General features: G+C 64.7%; 21 protein-coding genes. 8 read left to right on the top strand and 13 right to left on the bottom strand.

The features are described from left to right. Window positions 1-5 precede the first annotated feature (5 nt). From F0M17_RS03755 to F0M17_RS03730, 6 genes are all read right to left on the bottom strand, one after another. Window positions 6-1,094: a BMP family protein gene (locus F0M17_RS03755; protein ID WP_149596449.1), complete on the bottom strand. Its 1,089-nt coding sequence runs from the start codon at window positions 1,092-1,094 to the stop codon at window positions 6-8. A gap of 287 nt (window positions 1,095-1,381) precedes the next feature. Then, window positions 1,382-2,578 (bottom strand): amidohydrolase, encoded by a 1,197-nt coding sequence (locus tag F0M17_RS03750; protein WP_073706597.1) that lies wholly within the window; start codon window positions 2,576-2,578, stop codon window positions 1,382-1,384. A gap of 145 nt (window positions 2,579-2,723) precedes the next feature. Beyond that, entirely contained in the window at window positions 2,724-4,289 is a 1,566-nt protein-coding gene (locus F0M17_RS03745; RefSeq protein WP_149597697.1) for a GMC family oxidoreductase, read from the bottom strand. Window positions 4,290-4,312: 23 nt separating this feature from the next. Next, complete coding sequence (locus F0M17_RS03740; RefSeq protein ID WP_052253533.1) at window positions 4,313-5,839, bottom strand: aldehyde dehydrogenase family protein; 1,527 nt, start codon at window positions 5,837-5,839, stop codon at window positions 4,313-4,315. Beyond that, a complete protein-coding gene (gene betT, locus F0M17_RS03735) occupies window positions 5,836-7,980 on the bottom strand; it encodes a choline BCCT transporter BetT (protein ID WP_246857126.1) in 2,145 nt (714 codons plus the stop codon). The genes F0M17_RS03740 and betT overlap by 4 nt, the downstream gene beginning before the upstream one ends. A gap of 149 nt (window positions 7,981-8,129) precedes the next feature. Further along, on the bottom strand, window positions 8,130-9,245 hold the full coding sequence (locus F0M17_RS03730) for a mannose-1-phosphate guanylyltransferase (protein WP_149596448.1): 1,116 nt from the start codon (window positions 9,243-9,245) through the stop codon (window positions 8,130-8,132). Between the two features lie 246 nt (window positions 9,246-9,491). Between F0M17_RS03730 and sdhC the strand changes: the two genes are divergently transcribed. The 5 genes from sdhC (at window position 9,492) to F0M17_RS03705 (ending at window position 14,564) form a co-directional block, all read left to right on the top strand. Continuing rightward, the gene (sdhC, locus tag F0M17_RS03725) at window positions 9,492-9,905 is read left to right on the top strand and encodes a succinate dehydrogenase, cytochrome b556 subunit (protein ID WP_369826774.1); all 414 of its coding nucleotides are present in this window, start codon (window positions 9,492-9,494) and stop codon (window positions 9,903-9,905) included. A 3-nt stretch (window positions 9,906-9,908) separates the two neighbouring features. After that, complete coding sequence (locus F0M17_RS03720) at window positions 9,909-10,352, top strand: succinate dehydrogenase hydrophobic membrane anchor subunit (RefSeq protein WP_038989927.1); 444 nt, start codon at window positions 9,909-9,911, stop codon at window positions 10,350-10,352. A 61-nt stretch (window positions 10,353-10,413) separates the two neighbouring features. Next, entirely contained in the window at window positions 10,414-12,201 is a 1,788-nt protein-coding gene (sdhA, locus tag F0M17_RS03715; RefSeq protein ID WP_066139884.1) for a succinate dehydrogenase flavoprotein subunit, read from the top strand. Further along, entirely contained in the window at window positions 12,201-12,983 is a 783-nt protein-coding gene (locus F0M17_RS03710; RefSeq protein ID WP_038989929.1) for a succinate dehydrogenase iron-sulfur subunit, read from the top strand. Before sdhA ends, F0M17_RS03710 begins: the two co-directional genes overlap by 1 nt. Before the next feature lie 129 nt (window positions 12,984-13,112). Then, window positions 13,113-14,564, top strand: a complete 1,452-nt coding sequence (locus tag F0M17_RS03705; protein ID WP_149596447.1) for a catalase — start codon at window positions 13,113-13,115, stop codon at window positions 14,562-14,564. 55 nt (window positions 14,565-14,619) lie between these two features. Here F0M17_RS03705 and F0M17_RS03700 read toward each other — a convergent pair whose 3' ends face one another. From F0M17_RS03700 to F0M17_RS03680, 5 genes are all read right to left on the bottom strand, one after another. After that, window positions 14,620-15,132 carry a 2'-5' RNA ligase family protein gene (locus F0M17_RS03700; RefSeq protein ID WP_066139887.1) on the bottom strand — a complete coding sequence of 171 codons (513 nt, stop codon included), beginning with the start codon at window positions 15,130-15,132 and terminating at the stop codon, window positions 14,620-14,622. An 8-nt stretch (window positions 15,133-15,140) separates the two neighbouring features. Next, window positions 15,141-16,151 (bottom strand): tryptophan--tRNA ligase, encoded by a 1,011-nt coding sequence (gene trpS / locus F0M17_RS03695; RefSeq protein WP_128469641.1) that lies wholly within the window; start codon window positions 16,149-16,151, stop codon window positions 15,141-15,143. Window positions 16,152-16,160: 9 nt separating this feature from the next. Beyond that, window positions 16,161-17,003: an exodeoxyribonuclease III gene (locus F0M17_RS03690; RefSeq protein ID WP_149596446.1), complete on the bottom strand. Its 843-nt coding sequence runs from the start codon at window positions 17,001-17,003 to the stop codon at window positions 16,161-16,163. Between the two features lie 99 nt (window positions 17,004-17,102). Then, window positions 17,103-17,600, bottom strand: a complete 498-nt coding sequence (locus tag F0M17_RS03685) for a hypothetical protein (RefSeq protein WP_038989932.1) — start codon at window positions 17,598-17,600, stop codon at window positions 17,103-17,105. Between the two features lie 69 nt (window positions 17,601-17,669). After that, window positions 17,670-18,452, bottom strand: coding sequence for a GAP family protein (locus F0M17_RS03680; RefSeq protein WP_168201943.1), 783 nt, complete (start codon window positions 18,450-18,452; stop codon window positions 17,670-17,672). A gap of 109 nt (window positions 18,453-18,561) precedes the next feature. Between F0M17_RS03680 and F0M17_RS03675 the strand changes: the two genes are divergently transcribed. After that, on the top strand, window positions 18,562-19,716 hold the full coding sequence (locus tag F0M17_RS03675) for a sensor histidine kinase (protein WP_149596444.1): 1,155 nt from the start codon (window positions 18,562-18,564) through the stop codon (window positions 19,714-19,716). Further along, window positions 19,713-20,369: a response regulator transcription factor gene (locus tag F0M17_RS03670; protein WP_149596443.1), complete on the top strand. Its 657-nt coding sequence runs from the start codon at window positions 19,713-19,715 to the stop codon at window positions 20,367-20,369. The genes F0M17_RS03675 and F0M17_RS03670 overlap by 4 nt, the downstream gene beginning before the upstream one ends. Here F0M17_RS03670 and F0M17_RS03665 read toward each other — a convergent pair. Both F0M17_RS03665 and F0M17_RS03660 read right to left on the bottom strand, forming a co-directional pair. Beyond that, window positions 20,317-20,673: a VOC family protein gene (locus F0M17_RS03665; protein WP_149596442.1), complete on the bottom strand. Its 357-nt coding sequence runs from the start codon at window positions 20,671-20,673 to the stop codon at window positions 20,317-20,319. The two genes, F0M17_RS03670 and F0M17_RS03665, sit on opposite strands and share 53 nt — an antisense overlap. A 32-nt stretch (window positions 20,674-20,705) precedes the next feature. After that, window positions 20,706-21,605, bottom strand: a complete 900-nt coding sequence (locus F0M17_RS03660; RefSeq protein ID WP_149596441.1) for a LysR family transcriptional regulator — start codon at window positions 21,603-21,605, stop codon at window positions 20,706-20,708. 129 nt (window positions 21,606-21,734) lie between these two features. On the opposite strand from F0M17_RS03660, the gene F0M17_RS03655 reads away from it, so the two are divergent. Beyond that, entirely contained in the window at window positions 21,735-23,123 is a 1,389-nt protein-coding gene (locus F0M17_RS03655) for an MFS transporter (RefSeq protein ID WP_149596440.1), read from the top strand. Window positions 23,124-23,142 lie beyond the last annotated feature (19 nt).

The raw sequence follows: 23,142 nt of genomic DNA, 5'->3' as shown, positions 1-23,142 counted from the left end.
TAGTCCTACTTGGGGCTGGAGGCCGATTCGATCTTCAGCTCACCGGAGATGATCTGCTGCTTCAGCGCCTCGATCTCCTTCTTGGTGTCCTCGCCGATCTCTTCGTCGAAGTTGTGGAACGGTGCCAGTGCAACGCCCTCGTTCTCCAGGGTGCCGACGTACGGGGTCGAGTCGAAGTTGCCCTCGGCGTCGGTGCGGATGACATCCTCGACTGCGGTGTCCATGGTCTTGACCACCGAGGTCAGCATGACGTCCTTGTAGTCAGGAGCGGTCAGGAAGCCGTCGGAGTCGACCCAGACGAGCTTGGCGTCCTTGCCGCTGTTGTTGGCCTCGACCACGGCAGCGCCAGCGCCCTTGCCCACTGGGCCGGCAACAGGCATGATCACGTCAGCGCCGGAAGCGATGAAGTTCTTGGTGATCTGCTTGCCCTTGTCCTGCTTCTCGAAGTCGCCGGAGAAGGTGCCGTCCTGCTTGTCCTTGTTCCAGCCCAGCAGCTTGACGTCCTTGCCCTTGTCCTCGTTGAACTTGTCAACGCCGTCGGCGAAGCCGTCCATGAAGATGGTCACGGTAGGGATCTTGATGCCGCCGAAGGTGGCAACGGTGCCGGTCTTCGAGGCGGCAGCTGCGGCGTAGCCTGCCAGGTAGGCAGCCTGGGCCGTGTCGTAGATGATCGGCTTGACGTTCTCGATCGGCTTGTCGTACTGGAAGTCGACGATCGCGAAGTGCTTGTCCGGGTTGGCAGCGGCGGCCTCGGCGGTGGCATCGCCCAGCAGGAAGCCGATGGTGACGGTCAGGTCGCAGCCTGCGTTGACCATGCCGTTGAGGTTGGTGGCGAAGTCCGCGTTGGACTTGGATTCCGCGTCCTTGGTCTGGATACCCAGGTCCTTCTCGGCGTTCTTCAGGCCGCGGAAGGAAGATTCGTTGAAGGACTGGTCGTCGAATCCGCCGGAGTCGGACACAATGCAGCCGACGTAGTCCGGGTACTGGCCAGCCGAGCTGCTCTCTTCCGGTGCAGCGCCGCAGGCGCTCAAAGCTAATGCCGAGATGCCGAGCATGGCTGCCGCCACACCGGTCTTGCGCGATACGAAGCGCATCTGTTCCTCCAAAGAATCTTGCGAGATAATGCGGGAGGCAAGACACCTGACCCTCGTGCAAGGCTCCATTGCCTAGGCCTTACGCGAGCACACCAAAAGTCCTAGCGTTCCCATCGTTTCCATAGCCTATCGGAGATACGTCACAGGTAAAGACGAGAAAGATTACAAACAGATAACTTGCAGGCCGCAAAACGGCAAGCGCTTAACGTCAATGCCCAAGTCACTGACCGAATTGTTAAAGTGTCAAAGAATTGTTAAAAATTTTTGGGTTTACTGTGGCCAACGCCCTATTTGGCGTTCGCCTCATGCACGGCCTGCAGGGCGGCAGCCACCATGATGCGCACTCCGACGCCGATGCACGATTCGTCCGGGATGTAGTCCCCGCGGTGCAGGTCGTAGGTCTTGCCGCCCGGGGTGCGGGTTCCCAGCCGCAGCATCGCGCCGGAAACCTTCTGCGTCATCCAGGCGAAGTCCTCCCCGCCCATGGATTGCGGGGTCAGCTCGATCGCGTCGGCGCCGAACTCGCGGCGCGCGGCATCCTCGATCAGCGCGGTCTGAGCCGGGGCGTTGACCACCGGCGGCACCCCGCGGGTGTGCTGCAGCTTGATCTCCACTCCGTAGGGTGCGGCGATCTGGCGCACCGCCGCATCCAGCAGCTCGCCGGCCTCGTACCAGACATCCCCATCCAGGCAGCGCATGGTGCCGGCCAGGTAGCCGGTGGCGGGAATCGCGTTGGGCACGCTGCCTGCATGGATCTGCCCCCAGACCACCGAAACCGCCGAGCGCACGTCGACCTTCCGGCCGAGCACGGCTGGCACCTGGGTGGCGATCTGGCTCATGGCGAAGACGATGTCCTCGGTCAGGTGCGGTCGCGAGGTGTGCCCGCCGCGGCCATTGACCTCGATGCGGATGGTGTCGCTGGCCGAGGTGATCGCGCCGATGCGGGTGCCGATATGCCCGGCGTCGATCCGCGGGTCGCAGTGCAGCGCGAGGATCCGCGGCACGCCATCGAGCAGGCCCTGCCCGATCACCGACAGCGCCCCGCCTGGAAGCTTCTCCTCGGCAGGCTGGAAGATCACCCGCACACGTCCGTCGAGCTGGCCGGCGGCATGAATCCTGCCCAGCGCCAGCGCCACGCCGAGCATCACGGTGGTGTGGATGTCGTGGCCGCAGGCGTGCGCCACACCCTCGGTCATCGAGGCGTACTCCAGGCCGGTTTCCTCCACCACCGGCAGCGCGTCGATATCAGCGCGGAACGCAATGCGGATGGGGCCTTCGCCGATGTCCACGAAGGCGCCCGTGTCGGCCATCTTCTGCGGCGACAGGCCGGCGGCGCGCAATGCCTCAAGGATCCGCTCGGTAGTCTGGTGCTCCGCAAAAGACAGCTCCGGGTTGCGATGCAGCTCGCGGCGGAAGCCGATCAGCTGGTCGATGAGCGGCTCGGTGAAGCCGCTGACGGAAGCCAAATTGCCATTTTCATTCACGGTGGACACCTTTTGACGATACTCGGCACGGCGGCGGAAATGACAGTTTTGCGTAATGTTCACGCGCACCGCGCAACAGTCGCATGAAGCAGAACGGCGGCGGGCCCCGGTTCTCCGGTGCCCGCCGCCGCCCTGCGACAGGGCTCTAGCCCTGCTGGATCAGCTCGGCGCAACGCTCGCCGATCATCATCACCGTGATGTTCGGATTAACCGTCACCAGCTCCGGCATCACCGACGCATCAGCCACCCGCAGGCCGCTCACGCCCTTGACCCGCAGCTGCGGATCCAGCGGACTCATCGCATCATCTTCGGCGCCCATGCGCACCGAACCGGCTGGATGGTAGACGGTGTTGTGGGTGCGGCGCAGGTAGTCGAAGATCTGGTCATCGGTTTGCACATCCTTGCCCGGGAACTGCTCCTCGCCGGCCCAATCAGCCATTGGGGACTGGGCGACGATCTCGCGTGCCTTGCGGATGCCGAAAGTCATCACCCTCGCGTCATGGCCTTCAGGGTCGGTGAAGTAGCGCGGATCGACCTTCGGCTTGTCCCGGAAGTCGCAGCTGTGCAAGCGCACGGTGCCGCGCGACTTCGCATGGGTGACATTCGGGGTCAGGCAGAAGGTATTCTCCCCGGTGGGGTAGCCCTGGCGCAGGGTGTGCATGTCGAAAGGCACCTGCCCGTAGTGCATCATCAGATCCGGGCGGTCCAGGCCTTCGCGGGTCGGGGTAAAGATGCCGATCTCCCACCACTGGGTGGAGGATTCGACCATGGGCTTCTTCGCTTCCCACTGGATCACGCCCTCCGGGTGGTCCTGCAGGTGCTCGCCCACGCCCGGGGAGTCGACCAGCACCTGAACGCCGACCTCTTCCAGGTGCTTGGCCGGGCCGATACCCGAAAGCATCAGCAGCTTGGGCGAATCGATGGCGCCGGCCGAGACCACGACCTCGCGGGCCGCGTTCAGGGTCGAGGTGCGCCCGAAGGCTCCGTCCACCACGTCGACGCCAGTGCAGCGCTTGGACGCGTCGAAATTCAGCTTGCGCGCCTGCAGCCCGGTGAGCAGGAAGAAGTTCTCCCGGCCGGTAATCGGGTGGATGTAAGACACCGAGGAGGAGGAGCGTGTGCCATCTGGCAGGCGGTTGATCTGGAAGAAGTTCGCACCGTTGACCACGGTCTGGTCATTGTTGAACTTCGCGCGCGGGATGCCAGCTTGTTCGGCGGCATCCAGGATCGCCACGCCGCAAGGGTCATTGGCCGGCACATTCATCAGCTTCACCGGACCCGAATCGCCATGGTGCGGCGCCTGCGGGCCGGCATCCTCATTGGTTTCCAGCTTCTTGTACAGGCGGTAAGCCATCTGCGAGTTCCAGCCGGTGGCACCGAACTTGGACTCCCATTCGTCGATGTCCTCGCGCGGCGCCCAGAAAGCGATGCAGGAGTTGTGGCTGGAGCACCCGCCCATCACCTTGGCCCGCGCATGGCGCATGAACGAGTTGCCGTTCTCCTGCTCCTCGATCGGGTAGTCCCAGTCAAGGCCGGATTCGAGCAGTTCCATCCAGCGGTCAAGCTGCAGGACCTCATCATAGCCGCGGTCATCGGGACCGGCTTCCACCAGCGCCACCGTCACCGAGGGGTCTTCGCTCAGCCGGGAGGCTACCGCCGCGCCGGCGGAGCCGCCGCCGATAACGATGTAGTCGAAATCCTTCTTATGCATGCTCACGCTATGCCCTTTCTCGTTCAGCTTTGCTTCTGTGCGAACCAACCGGTAACCTGCGGGTTCAGATTCTGGTAGACGTGCTTGGCTTCCTGGTATTCGCCCAGGCCGGTCGGGCCCAGTTCGCGGCCCACCCCGGACTGGCCGAAGCCGCCCCATTCTGCCTGCGGCAGGTAGGGGTGGTAGTCATTGATCCAGATGGTGCCGTGGCGCAGGCGCTTGGCCACGCGCGCGGCCTTTCCAGCATCCTGCGACCAGACAGCCCCAGCCAGGCCGTAGATGGTGTCATTGGCGATGGCCACCGCCTGATCCTCGGTTGAGAAGGTCTCCACGGTGATGGTCGGGCCAAAGGCCTCGTCCTGCGCCACCGACATCGAACCGGTGACCTGGTCGATGACCGTTGGCAGGTAGAAATGGCCGGAGCCCAAGCCGGCGCCGTCCTGTTCGGTGGCCCGGCGTCCGCCGCAGCGCACCCGCGCGCCCTCGGCGATGCCGGCCTGCACATAGGCGTCCACCTTTTCCAGATGGGCTGCCGAGATCAGCGCGCCGGTCTCCGCCTTCTGGTCGAAAGGCCCGCCCAGGGTAATCTGCTGCGCGCGGCGCACCAGCTCGTCGACGAACTTCTCGGCGATCGATTCGTGGATGACCAGGCGCGCGCCGGCGGAGCAGACCTGCCCGGAGTGCACGAACGCCCCATTGAGGGCATTATCCAGCGCAGCGTCGAAGTCCGCATCGGCGAAGACCACATTCGGGTTCTTGCCGCCCAGCTCCAAGGCCACCTTCTTCACCGTGCCAGCGGCAGCGGCGGCGACCTTGCGCCCGGTGACCAGGCCACCGGTAAAGGAGACTAGATCCACGTCCTTGTGCTCCGAGAGCACCGCGCCGGCCTGCGCGCCGGCGCCGGTGACCAGGTTGGCCACGCCAGCTGGCAGCCCAAGGTCCTTGAGGACCTCCATCATCAAGATCGCGGTGGACGGGGTCAATTCGGCCGGCTTGAGCACGAAGGAGCAGCCCGCGGCCAAAGCCGGAGCGATCTTCCATGCCGCCTGCAGCAATGGGTAGTTCCACGGGGTGATCATGGCGGCCACGCCCACCGGCTCGTAGTCGATCCGCGAGATGACATTCGGGTCGTTGGCATCGACTACGCGGCCGGCTTCCTGTCCAGCCAGCTTTCCGAAGTAGCGGAAGCAGGCGATGATGTCGTCCATGTCCAGCTCGGATTCGACCAGGCGTTTGCCGGTGTCCAGGGTTTCGGCCAGCGCGAATTCGGCCTTGCGCGCCACCAGCTGCTCGGCGGCTTTCAGCAGGAAGTCCCCGCGCTGCGCGGCCGGCACGCTGGACCAGATGCCCGAATCGAACGAGCGGCGGGCAGCTTCGATGGCCTTGATCGAATCGGCTTCCCCTGCCTCGGAAACGGTGGCCACCGCTTCCCCATTGGCCGGGCAGTTGATGGTGCGGGTTTCGCCGCTGGCCGCGGGCGTGAAAGCGCCGTCGATGAACAGCGTCGCGCCATGGTGCAGGAGCGGATTCTGGTTGCTCGGAGAACTCATGCTTCCTCTTTCAGGGTTGTTTCGAAATCTGATTCCCAGTCGGTTTTGGACGCGCCGTCGGAATTGATCTGGCTGGGAGCCGCCGATTCGGTTTGCGCTTCCAGGAATTCAAGGTGGGCTTCATACTGGTCCAGCACATCGCAGATCAGCTGTTCCTTGGTGAGCCCCATCAGGTCGTAGCCGTGGCTGCCTTCCTGGGAGAAGACCTCCAGGCGGTAGTACACATCGGTGCCGGCCGAGACGCGGGCGTAGGTGGGCACCGGCAGCTGCACCGGATAGATCTGGTACTTGAAGGGCCGTTCGGCGCCGTTTTCCACCACCAGGTCCAGCGAGTTCAGCTCTAGGTTGGCCACTTGCTCGATATCCAGCGCCACCGTGGCGCCGCGGGCGGTGAATTCCTCGCTGACTTCCTGCAGGGCCGGCAGTGCGACCTGCCCCAGGTAGCGCTTGGCCGAGCGGTGCCCGGGATAGGACATGGCCCGGGACAGCCGCTGCTTCCAATTGCGCTTCTCGGCGCCCGATCCCATCCGGCTGGTGAGCACCTTGTGCATGTTGTTGCGGTAGCGATCGGCCAGCGCCGATTCCATGCGCAGGGATTTGAACAGCCCCAGCATGATCAGCAGCAGCACGAAGGAGAAGGGCAGGCCCATGACGACCGTGGCGCCCTGCAGGGTGGAGATCCCATCGACGAAGAGCATGCCCAGGGTCAGCAAGCCGGTGGCCAGCGACCAGAACAATCGCACCGGCTTGGAGCCGTCGGACTGCGGATCCTTCAGGTGCGAGGTGAAGTTGGCCATCACCAGGGCACCGGAGTCGGCGCTGGTCACGTAGAACAGCAATCCGGTGAAGGTGGCGATCGCCGCGGTGATCGGTGCGCCGGGCATCTGGTCCAGCAGCGAGTAGAAGGCCCGTTCCGGGGTGTTCATCGCGACCTCGCCAAAGGCTTGATTGCCCGAGCGGACGATCGCCAACGCGCTGTTGCCGAAGATCGAGATCCACAGCAGGATGAAAGCGAAAGGCACCACCAGCACGCCGGTGACAAACTGGCGGATGGTGCGTCCACGGGAAATGCGGGCCAGGAACAAGCCGACAAACGGCGCCCAGGCGATCCACCAGGCCCAGAAGAACAGTGTCCAGCCGTTGAGCCACTCATCGGGGCGGTCGTAGGCGAAGGTGTCCAGCGCCATTGAAGGGAACATCGCCAGGCTGTCGCCGATGTTGTTCACAATGCCGTCGAACAGGTAGGCGGTGGAGCCGGCAATCAGCACGAAGAGCATCAGCGCAACGCACAGCAGCACGTTGAGCTCGGAGAGCCGGCGGATGCCCTTTTCCACACCGGTGAGCACGGAGATGGTCGCCATCACCACGGCGGCGACGATCAGGATGATCTGCCAGGAGCGGTTTTCGGGAATGCCGAACATATAGTTCAGCCCGTAGTTCAGTTGCGCGACGCCGATGCCCAGCGAGGTGGCGATGCCGAAGATCGTGCCGAGCATCGCGGCGATGTCCACGCTGTGCCCCACCCAGCCTTCGGTGCGCTTGCCCAGGATCGGGTAGAGCGCCGAGCGGATGGACAGCGGCAGGTTGTGGCGGTAGGCGAAGTAGCCCAGGGCCAGTCCCACCAGCGCATACAGGCCCCAGCCGAGCAGGCCGTAGTGGAACAGCGTCCAGACCAGCGCCTGGCGGGCCGCCTCGACGGTGGATCCCTCCATGGCCGGCGGAGCCAGGTATTGGGTGACCGGCTCGGCCACCGAGAAGAACATCAGGTCAATGCCGATGCCGGCGGCGAAGAGCATTGCCGCCCAGGTGAAGATGTTGAAGGACGGGCGCGAATGATCCGGGCCCAGCCGGGTTTTGCCCACCTTCGAGATCGCGACGCCGATCACGAAGACGAGCACCGCGACGACCACCAGGGTGTAGTACCAGCCGAAGTTCCGGCCAATCCAGGTTACTGCGGCGCTGATGGCCAGGTTGGCGGAATCGCGGTCGATAATGGCCCACAGGGCGATGGCCAGCACCAGCAGCGCAGAGCCGTAGAAGACTGCCTTGTTGATCCGGGTCTTGCCCGGCGGCGGCAGCGAGCCCGGCGGCGCGGGCTTTGCGGATTCGGACGGTTCGGAACTGATCTTGGCCGTAGTCATGGCTACCAACCTATCAATGCCCGGCAAGGGCGCCAAAGCACCGCAGGGCAAAACCCCACCTAGAATGCCATATCTGCGCAGGTCAAAGGAAGTCCCAGCAAATACCGGGCAGTAACATCCCGTGCTCCCCCAGCAGGGGCGAAGCTGTGCTAGAGCACCTCGGTGGCGCCGTCGGCCTTGAGCTGCTCCACGGTCTGCTTGACCTTCTGCGCATGCTCCTTGGTGGTCACCAGCAACGCGTCGGCGGTATCCACCACGACCACGTCCTCGATGCCCACCAGCGCCACCACGCGCGGGCGGTCCGAATAGACCACGCCGGTCGCGCTGTCCGCGTACACGCGCACCGATTCGCCACCGAGGTTGATGATGCCCTGATCGGCGCTGGCCTTGTTCAGCCGGCCGATCGCGGCGAAATCGCCCACGTCGTCCCAGTTGAACACGCCAGGGATCACCGCGACGTCCCCGGCCGCGGCGGCCGGCTCGGCCACCGCATAGTCGATGGCGGTCTTGGGCAGATCGGCCCAGACCTCGCGCATCACTTCTTCGCGCTGCCCGGTCTCCCACGCGTCGGCGATCTTCATCAGCCCGGCATGCAGCGCCGGCTCGTTGGCTTCCAGATGCTCGAGCATCAGGCTCACCGGCGCGACGAACATCCCGGCATTCCACAGGAACCCGCCGGAGGCCAGGTACTTGCGGGCAGTGTCCTCATCGGGCTTCTCCACGAACTGCACCACCCCGCGCGCCGAGGGCGCGTTGGGCACCCGCAGCGGCTCGCCGGTCTGGATGTAGCCGAAGCCGGTGGACGGGTGCGTCGGGTGGATGCCGATGGTCACGATCTTGCCGGTGGCGGCGGTGTGGATCGCTTCGCTCAGCGCTGCCTGGAACACCTCGACCGGCTCGATGACCTGGTCCGCGGCGAAGGAGCCCATGATGATGCTCGGGTCGCGGCGGTACAGGATGGCGGCGGCCAGGCCGATGGCGGCGGCCGAGTCGCGCGGCTCCGGCTCGAGGACCAGGTCCTCGTCGCAGAGCTCGGGCAGCTGGGAGACGACGGCTCCGCGGTGCGCACGCCCGGTGACCACCATGATGCGTTCGCCGGCCAGCGGGACCAGCCGGTCATAGGTGGCGCGGATCAGCGTGGAACCGGATCCGGTCAGATCGTGCAAAAACTTCGGAGCGGAGGCCCTTGACAGCGGCCACAATCGGGTGCCGACACCGCCGGCGGGGATCACGCCGTGGAATCGGGCTAATAGGTCTGCATTCACGCATTCCAGACTAATTCATTCGGTGGATAATCCCGTCCATTGAAACCTGTGCAAGAAATTAAATACGAAACCCTCCCATGAGGTATTACGGGCGGAATATCGGCCTTTTAGCGCATAATTACCCCTTTTCGGTGAACATGCTCACAGGAACAAGACACGAAATAGATCGGAGCTGGCTAAGTGGTTTAGACTCGCACAAGGAACGCTCGCACAAGTGCGTCAAATCTCATTGTGTGCAATATACACATGCGCCGTTGCGAGCCTTGGAGGTTTAGTTCAGTGTCGAAGACTTCGTCAGGCACCCTATACCGCGGCCATGAAGGCATGTGGTCCTGGGTGGGACACCGAGTCACCGGTGTCGTTATTTTTCTCTATCTGCTGGTGCACGTGCTCGATACGGCAATGGTCCGTGTCGATGCCGGCGCATACGACGCAATCATTAGCACCTACCAGACTCCGTGGATGGCACTTGGTGAAACCGGTCTGGTTGCAGCAATCCTCTTCCACGCATTCAACGGCCTGCGCTTGATCCTGGTCGACTTCTGGAAGCAGGGCACCAAGTACCAGCGCCAGATGCTCTGGGGCGTTCTGATCCTCTGGGTCATCGTCTTCGCAGGCTTCGCTATCCGTCACCTGTCGATCGCATTTGGGAGCCACTAAGCCATGAGCGTTTCTATTCCTGCTCCGCGCAGCCAGCGCATTGATCCAAAGTACAAGCGCGGACCGAAGTCCCGCGGCAGCTTCGAGATGCTGGCATGGCTGTTCATGCGCCTGTCCGGCGTCGTGCTGGTCATCCTGATCTTCGGCCACCTGTTCTCCAACCTGATGGTCGGCGAAGGCATCTCCGGCATCGGCTTCGGCTTCGTCGCCGGCAAGTGGGCCTCGCCGCTGTGGCAGTTCTGGGACCTGGCCATGCTGTGGCTGGCCATGCTGCACGGCACCAACGGCGTGCGCACCATCATCAACGACTACGCAGAGAAGCACGCAACCCGTGCATGGCTCAAGGGCATCCTCTACGTCGCAACGATCTTCATCATCGTGCTTGGCTCCCTGGTGATCTTCACCTTCGATCCATGCGTCACCGGCAGCACCCTGCCGCAGTGCTAAGTGGAACTCCCCTAGTTCCAACCAATAGCCACAAAGATTTTTAGAAAAGAGAGCATCAAGAATGCAGGTACATAAGTACGACGTAGTCATCGTCGGTGCCGGTGGTGCAGGAATGCGTGCAGCGATCGAATCCGGTCAGCGCGCACGCACCGCAGTGCTAACCAAGCTTTACCCAACCCGCTCGCACACCGGTGCGGCCCAGGGAGGCATGTGCGCAGCACTTGCCAACGTCGAGGAAGACAACTGGGAGTGGCACACCTTCGACACCATCAAGGGTGGCGACTACCTGGTTGACCAGGACGCAGCCGAGGTCATGGCCAAGGAAGCCATCGACGCCGTGCTGGACCTGGAGAAGATGGGCCTGCCGTTCAACCGCACCCCAGAGGGCAAGATCGACCAGCGCCGCTTCGGCGGACACACCCGCGATCATGGCAAGGCCGCCGTGCGCCGCGCTTGCTACGCAGCTGACCGCACCGGCCACATGATCCTGCAGACCCTGTACCAAAACTGCGTCAAGCACAACGTCGAGTTCTACAACGAGTACTACGTGCTGGACCTGCTGCTTGTCGAGGAGGATGCCTACCGCGAGGACGGCACCGCCTACAAGCAGAAGCGCGTTGCCGGCGTCGTGTCCTACGACCTGGCTACCGGCGAACTGCACGTCTTCCAGGCCAAGTCGGTCATCTTCGCCTCGGGCGGCGCCGGCAAGGTCTTCAAGACCACCTCGAACGCGCACACCCTGACCGGTGACGGCATGGGCATCGCCTTCCGCGCAGGCCTGCCGCTGGAGGATATGGAGTTCTTCCAGTTCCACCCAACGGGCCTGGCCGGCCTGGGCATCCTGCTCACCGAGGGCGCCCGCGGCGAAGGCGCGATCCTGCGCAACTCGGATGGCGAACGCTTCATGGAGCGCTACGCACCGACCATCAAGGACTTGGCCCCACGCGACATCGTCGCCCGCGCCATGGCCAACGAAGTGCGCGAAGGCCGCGGCTGCGGTCCGAACAAGGACTACGTGCTGCTGGATTTGACCCACCTGGAACCAGAGCACATCGAATCCAAGCTGCCGGACATCACCGAATTCGCCCGCACCTACCTGGGTGTGGAGCCATTCACCGATCCGGTTCCGGTCTACCCGACCGCGCACTACGCCATGGGCGGCGTGCCAACCAACATCAACACCGAAGTGCTGCAGGACAATGACACCGTCATTCCCGGCCTGTACGCTGCCGGCGAGGTCGCCTGCGTTTCGGTGCACGGCTCCAACCGCCTGGGCACCAACTCGCTGCTGGACATCAACGTGTTCGGCAAGCGCGCTGGCGTGGCAGCTGCCGAGTACTCCAAGACCGCCGACTTCGTCGAGCTGCCTCAGAACCCGGAAGCCTTCGTGTCCGCACAGCTCGAAGGCGTGCTGAACGGCACCGGCACCGAGCGTGTCGCCGAGCTGCGCTCGATCCTGCAGGAGACCATGGACGCCAACGTCCAGGTGTTCCGCGACGAGCGTTCGCTGAAGGAAGCGCGCGACGTGATCGAGGATCTGCGCCGCCGCTACAAGAACATCAGCATCCAGGACAAGGGCAAGCGCTTCAACCTGGATCTGCTCGAAGCCGTCGAGCTGGGCTTCCTGCTCGACTTGGCCGAGGTCATCACCGTTGCCGCATTGCACCGCAAGGAATCCCGCGGCGGCCACTACCGCGAGGACTACCCAGACCGCGACGATGAGAACTTCATGAAGCACTCGATGTCCTACCGCGACGCAGAAGCCGTCACCGAGGACATCAAGGGCATCCGCATGGAGACCAAGCCAGTGGTCTTTACCCGTTACCAGCCAATGGAGCGTAAGTACTAATGAGCACCGAACTGCCAGAACCACCGTCAAAGATCGAGCTGAAGCCAGGCGTCGGCGGCGGCGGAGAAGTTCCAAGCTTCGACATCACCCTGCGCGTTCGCCGCTACCTGCCAGAGGCTACCGCAGACGCATACTGGGAAGATTTCAAGCTGACCATGTACGGCACCGACCGCGTGCTGGACGCCCTGCACAAGGTCAAGTGGGACCACGACGGCACCCTGTCCTTCCGCCGTTCCTGCGCCCACGGCGTGTGCGGTTCCGATGCCATGCGCATCAACGGCCGCAACCGCCTGGCCTGCAAGACCCTGCTCAAGGACCTGGACACCTCCAAGCCGATCACCGTTGAAGCCATCAAGGGCCTGCCCCTTGAAAAGGACCTCATCGTCGACATGGAACCGTTCTTCCAGTCCTACCGCGAGATCATGCCATTCCTGATCTCCAAGGGCCACGAGCCAACCAAGGAACGCTACCAGTCCGCCGAGGACCGCGAGCGCTTCGACGACACCACCAAGTGCATCCTGTGCGCTGCGTGCACCAGCTCGTGCCCGGTCTTCTGGACCGATGGCCAGTACTTCGGCCCGGCAGCGATCGTCAACGCGCACCGCTTCATCTTCGACTCGCGCGATGATGCCGGCGACATGCGCCTGGAGATCCTGAACGACAAGGAAGGCGTGTGGCGCTGCCGCACCACCTTCAACTGCTCCGAAGCATGCCCACGCGGCATCCAGGTGACCAAGGCCATCGCCGAGGTCAAGCAGGCAATCCTGGCACGCACCGTCTAAGTGCCGGAAAAGGCCCGAACCGCCCAGCGGTTCGGGCCTTTTTGCACCCCTTCAACTCCTGCCCGTGACGTGGCATGATGGGCAGTACTCGCCCTTTTCCCAATGCACCACAACGCGCAGGAGCAAAACATGGACAGTGAACCAACATCGACAACCCAGGCAGGCATCCCGGCAGCCAGCGACCGCAACTCGCTGACCGTGGGCCCCAACGGGCCGATCGTGCTGCACGACCACCACCTGATCGAGACCCTGCAGCATTTCAACCGGATGAACGTGCCCGAACGCCGCCCGCACGCCAAGGGCGCCGGCGCCTTCGGCGAATTCGAAACCACCGAGGACGTCTCGGCATACACCAAGGCCGCCCTGTTCCAGCCCGGGGTGAAAACCGAAACGCTGCTGCGCTTCTCCACCGTCGCCGGCGAGCTCGGCTCCCCCGACACCTGGCGCGATGTGCGCGGCTTCGCGCTGAAGTTCTACACCACCGAAGGCAATTTCGACCTGGTCGGCAACAACACCCCGGTGTTCTTCGTGCGCGACCCGATGAAGTTCCCGCACTTCATCCGCTCGCAGAAGCGGCTGCCCGATTCCGGGCTGCGCGACGGCACCATGCAGTGGGACTTCTGGACGCAGAACCCCGAATCCGCCCACCAGGTCACCTACATCATGGGCCAGCGCGGCCTGCCCAAGACCTGGCGCGAGATGAACGGCTACGGCTCGCACACCTACATGTGGGTCAACGCGGCCGGCCAGAAATTCTGGGTCAAGTACCACTTCCTGAACAAGCAGTCCGAGAAGTTCGAGACCATGCGCGGCGAGCAGGCCGAGGAGCTGGCCGGGGCCGACGCCGACTTCCACCGCCGCGATTTGTTCGAGGCGATCAAGGCCGGCAACTTCCCGCAGTGGGACCTGTACGTGCAGGTCATGCCCTACGAGGAGGCGAAGACCTACCGCTTCAACCCCTTCGACCTGACCAAGGTCTGGTCCAAGAAGGACTATCCGCGCATCAAGGTCGGCACCCTGACGCTGAATAGGAACCCGGAGAACTTCTTCGCGCAGATCGAGCAGGCGGCATTCTCGCCGGGGAACATGGTTCCGGGCATGGGGATGAGCCCGGACAAGATGCTGCTGGGCCGCAATTTCGCCTATGCGGACGCCCAGCGCTACCGCATCGGCACCAACTTCCAGCAGCTGCCGGTGAACAAGCCCAAGTGCCCGGTGCACTCGTACAACTTCGAAGGGAATATGACCTACGAGCACACCGGCGATCGCAGCGTCTACGCGCCGAACTCCTTCGGGGACTCGTGGAGCGATGAAACCGGTCCGGCGGAGAATTCCTTCGAATCCGACGGCGAGCTGGTCCGCGAGGCCTACACGCTGCGCAAGGACGACGGGGACTTCGTCCAGCCCGGCATCCTGGTCCGCGAGGTGATGGACGATGCACAGCGCGCCGAGCTGGTCGAAACCGTCACCGGGGCGCTGGACGGGGTCATCGAGCCGGTGCTGTCCAACGCGATCCAGTACTGGAAGAACATCGACGCCGATACCGGAGCGAAGATCGAAGCGAACGTGCGCGCCAAATAGCGCGCATGAAAAAACGCCAGCCGCATGGCTGGCGTTTTTTCATGCACGGGATGCGCTAGGACCCGAGTTCGATGTCCTCGCTGAAGTTCCACTCCCCGCCACGGGTATCGAACAGCTGGATGCGATCGGCGGTGAAGGACAGCCGCGTCCCGGCCAGCGCTGCCTGCGCGGCGTCCAATTGCTCCGCCGGCACGTTCTGCGCGATGGTCAGGTGCGGATGGTAGGCGAAGGCCGATTCGTGCCTCAGCGCGTCGCCCAGCAGCGCCCGGTGCAGCGCCCAGCACTCGTCCGCGCCGGTATCCAGCGGCAGGAACACGACGTCGCTGGCCGGCCGGAAGGTCTGCGCAGCACCGAGTTCGATGCCGAAGGGCTGCACCGCGGCGGCCACCCGGCGCACCTGCGCGGCCGCCTTCTCCCAGGAATTCAGGTAGGAACCGGACACCAGGGTGATATGCGGGGCGATCGGCGCGGTGGCCTCTCCCCCGTATTCCTCGCGCCACGCGCGCAGCGTCTCCCGGTGCGGCTGCGGCACCGGGATCACTACGCCCAGGGTGTACTCGAAGACCATTGGCTCAGCTAGATTCCCAGCGGCGGCAGGAAGCCGACCTTCTGGTAGACATCGGAGACGGTCTTGGAAGCGACTTCGCGGGCCTTGGCGGCACCGGCCAGCAGCAGCCGGTCCAGCTCCGCCGGGTCATCCAGCAGCTCCAGGGTGCGGGTGCGGATCGGGGCCAGGCGCTCCACGACGGCGTCGGCGACGGCCACCTTCAGGTGGCCGTACATCTTGCCCTCGAACTCTTCGACCAGCTGGGGCACATGCTTGCCGGTGACCGCGGCCAGGATGTCCAGCAGGTTCGAGACCCCTGGCTTCTCGGCCTTGTCGTAGGCCACCACGGAGCCGGCGTCGGTCACCGCGGACTTGATGCGCTTGGCGATCAGCTTCGGCTCGTCGAGCACGTTGATCAGCCCTGCTGGGGACTCGGCGGACTTGGACATCTTCGAGGTCGGGTTCTGCAGGTCGTAGATGCGTGCGCCCTCCTTCGGGATGAACGCCTCGGGCACGGTGAAGGTCTCGCCGAAACGGTGGTTGAAGCGCTTGGCCAGATCGCGGGCCAGCTCCACATGCTGGCGCTGGTCATCGCCCACCGGAACGCCCTGCGGCTGGTAGAGCAGGATGTCGGCGGCCATCAGGATCGGGTAGGTGAACAGCCCGACGCTGGCGGCGTCCGCGCCGCCCTTGGAGGACTTGTCCTTGAACTGGGTCATGCGGCTGGCTTCGCCGAAGCCGGTGATGCAGTTCAGCACCCAGGCCAGCTGGGCATGCTCGGGCACCTGCGACTGGACGAACAGGGTGGACTTGTCCAGGTCGATGCCGCCGGCGATGAACTGCGCGGCGGTCTTGCGGGTGCGGGCGCGCAGCTCGGCCGGATCCTGGGTCACGGTGATCGCGTGCATGTCCGGGATGAAGAAGAAGGCGTCGTGGTCGTCTTGGGTCTTGACCCAGTTGACCAGTGCGCCCAGGTAGTTGCCCAGGTGCAGGGAGTCGCCCGAAGGCTGCATGCCCGAGAGAACGCGGGGCTTAGTCATGAAAATTCCTTAGAACTGGTAGTCGACGACCAGCGGTGCGTGGTCGGAGAAGCGCAAATCGTAGGCCGAGGCGCGGTCCACATGTGACTTGATGGCCTTGCCGGCCAGCGCCGGGGTGGCCATGTGGTAGTCGATGCGCCAACCGGCGTCGTTGTCGAAGGCCTGGCCGCGGAAGGACCACCAGGTGTACGGTCCCTGCACGTCGCCGGCCAGTTCGCGCGCCACATCCTTGTAGCCGATTTCCGGGCCGAAGAAGCCGTCGAAGTAGGCGATTTCCTCGTCCATCACGCCGGCGCGCTTATTGTGGTTCGGCTTCCAGTTCTTGATGTCCTTCTCGGTGTGCACGACGTTCAGATCGCCCACCACCAAAACGTGGTCCTTCTCGTTCTTCAGCTCCACCAGGCGCACGTTCATGCGCTGCAGGAAGCGGTACTTGTCCTCCTGCTTCTGCGTGCCCAGCTCGCCGGAGTGGACGTAGGCGGAGACCACGGTGAAGATCTCGCCGTTGACGTCGAAGTCGGCTTCGACCCAGCGGCCGGATTCGGCGAAGTAGTCCTCGCCGATGTGCTCGCGCACGGCGACCGGCTCGGTGCGCGAGAGCACTGCGACCCCGGCGCGGCCCTTGTCCTTGGCTTCGGCGTGCAGAATATGCCAGCCCTCGCCGATCAGCTCGCGCAGGATCTTGTCCGGTGCGCGCACTTCCTGCAGGCACAGGATGTCCACGTCGCGGGCGGCAATCCAGTCGGCCATGTTGCGCTTGTAGGCGGCGCGAATGCCGTTGACGTTGACCGACGCGACGCGCAGCGCGCCGGCATCCTTGCTGAGAATTTCCACACTGGTAGGTATCACCATTCCACCTTACAAAACTATGTGCCCTATTACGCGCTGATCTGGCCTGCGCCGGAATACGCGCAACGAAAAAGGGCAACGCTTTCGCGTTGCCCGGATCGGTTAGTCGATGATTTCGCCGTCCATCGGCTTGGCCGGCTTGATCATGTCCCGCGCATTCGCCGCGGTCATCTGGATCGTCTCCAGCGCCCGGTCGATCATGCCCTCGTAGTCCTCGCCCTTCGCCTCGCGCTGCTCGGCGATCACCCGGGCTTGGACCTGGACGATCTTGAATGAGTGGTCCAGCTTCATGTCGCGCTGGCTGGTGGATTCGTCGACGATCACCGAGCCGGACTGGGCGCGCGGGGTGGCCGCCGCGGTCGCTTCACGCAGCGAGCTGTTGAGCTTGTCGGCGCCGCGCTTCAGGCCGAACATCATGAATGCGGCCAGCAGCAGCCAACCGGCGGAGATGACCACGACAAACCAGCCGACGATCTCATTGGAGTTGGCGGCGAAGACCACTGCCACCAGAAGGACGATGACCATGACGGCCATTGCCAGAGTTGATGCGTTCAGGGTGACTTTCTTGCCCTGCTTCGCGCTGCTGCCTAGAGGTTCCATGCCTCCAATTCTCGCACCATCACCCCGCTTCTAGCCAATTTGAACCCTGCCCTTTCGCCCACAGCGTGGCTAGCCGAACAGGCTGTGCAGATCCTGCCCGGAAAGGCTCGCGCGAATCAGCAGGTAGCCGGCGATGCCCACCACCCAGCCGAGGGTTTCCTGGGCGTAGACCGCGGCCTTGGCCCCCATCTTCTGCATCCAGGCTTCGATACGCGGCCCGGCCAGCGCACGCGCGCCCACCAGCGCCAGGGCAGGCACGATCATCACCAGGCAGTAGCCGATGAGCGCGAGCAGCTGCACGCTGGTGCCCCAGCCGGCACCCTGCATCACCCCGACGGCCGCCAGGTAGGGAAGCATCGTGGGCAGTTCCAGCAGTCCGGCGAACAGCGCCAGTGCCACCAGCCCGGTGCGCGTATCCAGAGCGGTGCCCAGGGGTCCGCGCAGCCGCCGCGGCACCTGCTCGATAGCCTCCGTTGATTCTGCTGCGTGGGCTTGGTGCCCCGCGCCAACGCGCGCCGCGGCTTTCTTCCGCGCACTGGCAGCCTTCTGCGCGTCGGTGCGGTAGGACAGCGCCCAGACGATCATCAGCGCGCCAACCGCCATGCCCGCCAGCCGGAAGAACCGGTGCTCGAAGATGCTGGGGTCGATGAGCAGCAGCCCGCTGCGCAGCAGCACCCCGATGACCCAGTAGAACCCGGCGATGACCATGAGGTAGGCCAGCACTTTGGCGATGGCCTCGCGGCGCCCGCGCAGCAGCAGCCACAGCGGGATGACCAGGGTGCCGATGCTGGTCGAGTCGATCAGCGCCAGGATGACCAGGGAAAGTTCGGGATTGCTCGTGATGATGTCCATGCTTTCCACTCTTCCGTGCCTTGCCGCAATGCGGTATCGGCCAGTAGTCTGCGCTTTCTCCTCCTTAAGGGGGATACCCGGCGGGCAGGGCGTCGGGGATGCTGGAAGCATGAACTTCATTCGGCGGATGGGCTGCGGCGACAAGGAGCCCGAGGTCGTCGGCACCTATCTGGTGCTGACCGTGATCCTGCACCTGTCCGGGCTGACCAACCCGCCGTGGGTCGCGATCGGCGGCTACGAGTGGATTGTGCTGCTGCTGATCGGCCTGGCCGCCGTGCTGGTGCGCCGCCGGTTCCTGCTCGCCAGCACGCTGATCGTGCTGCTGTGCGGTGCCGGCCTGCTGGCGGTGGGCAGCATCGGCGGGTTCTTCCTGCTCTTCGAGTGCGTCTTCGGCCTGTTCCTGCTCGGCTCATCCAGGCTCCGGACGGTGGCCTTCGCGCTGCTGTGCCTGGCCGCCATCGTGCTGGGCATCGCCGCCTGGCTGGGCAGCGGTGATGCCCAGGAGGTGGTGCTGAGCCTGTTCATGGCCGGCTTCATCCTGTTCACCCCGATGCTCTGGGCGCAGAATGTGCGCACGGCCAAGGACCTGGCCACCGCGGAGGCCCAGCGGGTGCAGGCGGTGCAGTCCGCGGCGGCGGCCCGCGAAGACCAGCTGGTGGCGGAGCACGAATTCTCGCGGGTCGAGGAGCGCACCGCCTTGGCCAGGGAGATGCATGACGTGCTGTCGGCGAGGTTCTCCTCGATCGCCCTGCTGTCCGGCGCGCTGCTGCCCTCGGCACCCGATGCGGTGCGCGCCCCGCTGCAGAGCATCCGCGACGAATCAGTGTCCGGGCTGGAGGACATGGCCGGCATGGTGCGGATGCTGCATTCTGGCGGGCCGGCGCTGCAGGCGCGGATCGAGGACCTGCCCGAGCTGGTCGCAGGGTTCGGCAGCCCGGTGCGCTGGGAGTACCGGGTGGCACGGCCGCAGCGCTTCTCGCCGGCGGTGCACACCGCTGCGCACCGCACGGTCGCCGAGCTGCTGGTCAACCATGCCAAGCATGCCCCGGGCACCGATCTGGAGCTGAGCGTCATCCAGGACCGGAATCTGTCCATCACCGCGCGCAACGCCATGGGGCATGATGCCGGATCGTCCCCGGGCGCCGGAACCGGGCTGGAGAACATCAAGACCCGCGTCGCCGCGCTGGGCGGGCACGTCGAGGTGCGCAACGACGCGGATTTCGCGGTGCACGTCGAATTCCCTGAAACAACGGAGGAAGAATGAAAGTGCTGATCGTCGATGACCACGCCACCGTCCGCATGGGCATCCGGCTGGTGCTGCAGGCGGCCGATGACCTGGAGGTCGTCGGCGAGGCGGCGGACGGGCGCTCGGCCATTTCCATGGCCCGGGCCCTGTCCCCGGACGTGATCCTGATGGACCTGCGCATGCCGGTGCTCGATGGCATCGAGGCCACCAAGGTGCTGCACGAGAAGTACCGGGTCGTGGTGCTCACGACCTTCGACGACGACGAATACCTGTTCGGCGCACTGCAGGCCGGCGCGCACGGGTTCTTGCTCAAGAGCGCCGAGCCGCAGGCGATCATCCTGGGCGTGCGGGCCGCCGCCCGCGGCGAATCGGTGCTGGATCCGCAGGTGACCGACCGGATCCTGGCCCGGGCGCTGGCCGTTCCCGAGGCCGCGGCGTTGCCGGAGCTGACCGGCCGGGAGCGCGAGGTGCTGCAAGGCATCGGCGAGGGGCTGAGCAACCCGCAGCTGGCGCAGCGCCTGGGCATCGGGCAGAGCACCGTGAAGACGCATGTCTCCCAGGTGCTGGCCAAGCTCGGGGTGTCAACCAGGCTGCAGGCGGCGAGGATCGCCTACGGGGCTACCAGCTCACCAGGCAGAACGGGTGGTCCTGCGGATCCAGGTACACCCTGAAGGTCTTGGTGCCTTCGCCGGTGGCATTCGCGCCCAGGTGCAGCACCTGCTCTTCGGCCAGGTCCAGGTCGGCGACCTTCACGTCGATATGCGCCTGCTGCGGGTGCACATGCCCCGGCCATTGCGGCGCCACATAGGGGCTGACCGCCTGGAAGGCGAGCGCAGGATGATCCGGGGCATCGCCAATGGAGACCCAGTCGGGCTCGTTGTCGATGCGCACCATTCCGAGGAGCTGTTCATAGAATCCGGCCAGTGCATCGGGGTCCTCGCAGTCGATGACCATGGCCTGCCATGTGCCAATCATGTGGCCATTATCCGCGCAGCTTTGCTCCGCGTCTACCAGGATTCAGCCATTGCGCAGGTGCAGTGGTCGATCAGCGCCTGCACGCGGGCCGGGACCTGCACCCCCTTGGGCGTGATCGCCACGACCGCGTTCGGGTAGTTGGGCGCCTTCAGCTCGCGGTAGGCCAGCGGGCGGCCCTCGATGGAGAATTCGGCGTTGTTCGGGCGGCGCATGAGCAGCCCGTAGCCCAGGCCGCGGCCCACCATCGCGGCGACCAGGATCATCTGCGGGACCGAGGCGGTGATCTTCGGGACCAGGCCCTGGGAGGCGAAGAGCTGCATCTGGTGCTGGGTGCTCGGGTCGGACTCGTAGACAATCAGCGATTCACCGACCAGGTCGGCCAGTTCCAGCGGCCGATCGAGCTTGGCCAGCCGATGCTCGGGGTGCAGCACCACCTGCATCTCGGTCTGGTAGATCGGCTGCTTGTCCATGTCGGCGGGCAGCTGCAGGTCGTAGACGAAGGCGACGTCGATCTCGCCCTCGCGCAGCGCCGGCAGCAGCTCGTCGTGGGTGCCCACGCGCACATCGAGCTGTACCTCGGGATGGTCGAAGCCCTGGAGCGTGGCGGGGATCAGGTGCGGGGAGAGCGAGGCGAAGCAGCCGAAGCGCACCGGCCCGCGCAGCGCTCCCTCGGTTTGCGGAAATGTTGCGCGCAGCTCGCCGACCTCGGCGAGGATCTTGCGGGCCATTACCGCGAAGTGCTGGCCGGAGGCGGTGAGCCGGATGCCGTGGGCCTTGCGGCGCAGGCACAGGGTCTCCCCGGCGAGCTTCTCGATCGCGGTGATGGCCTGCGACAAGGCGGATTCCGAAATCTTCAATTCGCTGGCCGCCGAACCCAGGGTGTCGTGGATGGGCAGTTCGGCCATGATTTCCAGATGCCGCATCGAATACATAAGCCAGCCTTCAGAAGTTTTGCAGATATTTGAAGTTTACCTTACCTATGAGGGGTGCCACACTGGAGTGACCCAAAACTCACCAGCCAGTGATCGATGACTCGATCGCGGCTCGCAAGGGAAGCACACATGACTTCAACAGCACACGCCGGAAAGGCCACGCAGCGCCGCGTAGCATTCGCGACGGTCATCGGAACCACCGTTGAGTGGTACGACTTCTTCATCTACGCCACCGCGGCTGGCCTGGTCTTCAGCCAGCTGTTCTTCGAACCGGCAGGCCAGGACATCGCACTGCTGATCTCTTTCGCCTCGGTGGGCCTGTCCTTCCTGTTCCGCCCGCTCGGCGCGTTCTTGGCCGGCCACTTCGGCGACAAGATCGGCCGCCGCGCCATGCTGGTGCTCACCCTGGCCCTAATGGGTGCTTCCACCACGCTGATCGGCGTGCTGCCGACCTTCGAGACCGCTGGCCTGTGGGCACCGGTGCTGCTGTTGCTGCTGCGCATCCTGCAGGGCATCTCCGCCGGCGGCGAATGGGGCGGCGCGGTGCTGATGGCAGTGGAGCACGCTCCGGTCGATGGCCGCGGCCGTGCCGGTTCCTACCCGCAGGTCGGCGTGCCGCTGGGCATGCTGCTGGCCTCGGGCACCATGGCGCTGATGACCGGCGTGATCTCCCCCGGCGAGCAGTTCCTCGAATGGGGCTGGCGCATTCCGTTCCTCGTCTCGATCGTGCTGATCGCCGTGGGCTACTTCGTGCGCCGCTCGGTGGACGAATCCCCGGTCTTCGAGGAAATCAACGAGCAGAAGGCGCAGACCGCTGTGCCGATCCTGGTGCTGTTCAAGAAGCACTGGCCACTGGTCATCATCGCGGCCCTGGTCTTCGCCGGCAACAACGCCGCCGGCTACATGACCACCGGCGGCTTCTTCCAGGCCTACACCACCGATCCCGAGGGCCCGGTAGGCCTGGAGCGCACCGACGTGCTGGTCGCCGTGGCCTTCGGTGCCGCAGTCTGGCTGGTCATGACCCTGGTGGCCGGCTTCCTGGCCGACAAGATCGGGCGCAAGCGCACCTACCAGCTGGGCTTCATCATCCTCGCAGCCTCCCTGTTCCCGGTCTTCGCGCTGGTGAACTCGGGCTCGCTGGCCCTGCTGTACGTGGCCTTCGGCCTGTTCTCCATCGGGCTGGGCCTGACCTACGGCCCGCAGGCGGCACTGTACTCGGAGCTGTTCCCGGCGTCGGTCCGCTTCTCCGGTGTCTCGATCTCCTACGCGATCGGCGCGATCGTCGGCGGCGCGTTCGCTCCGACCATCGCCCAGGCGCTGGTGCAGGCCACCGGCGGAACCACCGCGGTTGCCGTCTACCTGCTGGTCGTCGTCGCGCTTTCCTTCACCGCGGTGAGCATGATCCGCGACCGTTCGGGCATCGATCTGTCCTTCCGCAACCAGGCGGCGCAGGAAGTCGGCGCGCTGGTCTTCGACAAGCGCCGTGCTGATGCGGTGAAGGCGACCCAGGACGCCTAAATACCCTGAAAAGCCCGAT

The organism is Glutamicibacter sp. ZJUTW (genome assembly GCF_008370855.1).
GTDB classification, from domain to species: domain Bacteria; phylum Actinomycetota; class Actinomycetes; order Actinomycetales; family Micrococcaceae; genus Glutamicibacter; species Glutamicibacter nicotianae.
Note: the sequence above shows the minus strand (reverse complement) of the source record. Positions and strands in the feature narration are given on the sequence as shown.

Bases quoted from the DNA above. Each gene is read 5' to 3' on its own strand.
- F0M17_RS03755 (WP_149596449.1), bottom strand. From the start codon at position 1,094: ATGCGCTTCGTATCGCGCAAGACCGGTGTGGCGGCAGCCATGCTCGGC.
- F0M17_RS03745 (WP_149597697.1), bottom strand. From the start codon at position 4,289: ATGCATAAGAAGGATTTCGACTACATCGTTATCGGCGGCGGCTCCGCC.
- F0M17_RS03740 (WP_052253533.1), bottom strand. From the start codon at position 5,839: ATGAGTTCTCCGAGCAACCAGAATCCGCTCCTGCACCATGGCGCGACG.
- betT (WP_246857126.1), bottom strand. From the start codon at position 7,980: ATGACTACGGCCAAGATCAGTTCCGAACCGTCCGAATCCGCAAAGCCC.
- sdhC (WP_369826774.1), top strand. From the start codon at position 9,492: ATGCGCCGTTGCGAGCCTTGGAGGTTTAGTTCAGTGTCGAAGACTTCG.
- F0M17_RS03720 (WP_038989927.1), top strand. From the start codon at position 9,909: ATGAGCGTTTCTATTCCTGCTCCGCGCAGCCAGCGCATTGATCCAAAG.
- sdhA (WP_066139884.1), top strand. From the start codon at position 10,414: ATGCAGGTACATAAGTACGACGTAGTCATCGTCGGTGCCGGTGGTGCA.
- F0M17_RS03710 (WP_038989929.1), top strand. From the start codon at position 12,201: ATGAGCACCGAACTGCCAGAACCACCGTCAAAGATCGAGCTGAAGCCA.
- F0M17_RS03705 (WP_149596447.1), top strand. From the start codon at position 13,113: ATGGACAGTGAACCAACATCGACAACCCAGGCAGGCATCCCGGCAGCC.
- F0M17_RS03700 (WP_066139887.1), bottom strand. From the start codon at position 15,132: ATGGTCTTCGAGTACACCCTGGGCGTAGTGATCCCGGTGCCGCAGCCG.
- trpS (WP_128469641.1), bottom strand. From the start codon at position 16,151: ATGACTAAGCCCCGCGTTCTCTCGGGCATGCAGCCTTCGGGCGACTCC.
- F0M17_RS03690 (WP_149596446.1), bottom strand. From the start codon at position 17,003: ATGGTGATACCTACCAGTGTGGAAATTCTCAGCAAGGATGCCGGCGCG.
- F0M17_RS03685 (WP_038989932.1), bottom strand. From the start codon at position 17,600: ATGGAACCTCTAGGCAGCAGCGCGAAGCAGGGCAAGAAAGTCACCCTG.
- F0M17_RS03680 (WP_168201943.1), bottom strand. From the start codon at position 18,452: ATGGACATCATCACGAGCAATCCCGAACTTTCCCTGGTCATCCTGGCG.
- F0M17_RS03675 (WP_149596444.1), top strand. From the start codon at position 18,562: ATGAACTTCATTCGGCGGATGGGCTGCGGCGACAAGGAGCCCGAGGTC.
- F0M17_RS03670 (WP_149596443.1), top strand. From the start codon at position 19,713: ATGAAAGTGCTGATCGTCGATGACCACGCCACCGTCCGCATGGGCATC.
- F0M17_RS03665 (WP_149596442.1), bottom strand. From the start codon at position 20,673: ATGATTGGCACATGGCAGGCCATGGTCATCGACTGCGAGGACCCCGAT.
- F0M17_RS03660 (WP_149596441.1), bottom strand. From the start codon at position 21,605: ATGTATTCGATGCGGCATCTGGAAATCATGGCCGAACTGCCCATCCAC.
- F0M17_RS03655 (WP_149596440.1), top strand. From the start codon at position 21,735: ATGACTTCAACAGCACACGCCGGAAAGGCCACGCAGCGCCGCGTAGCA.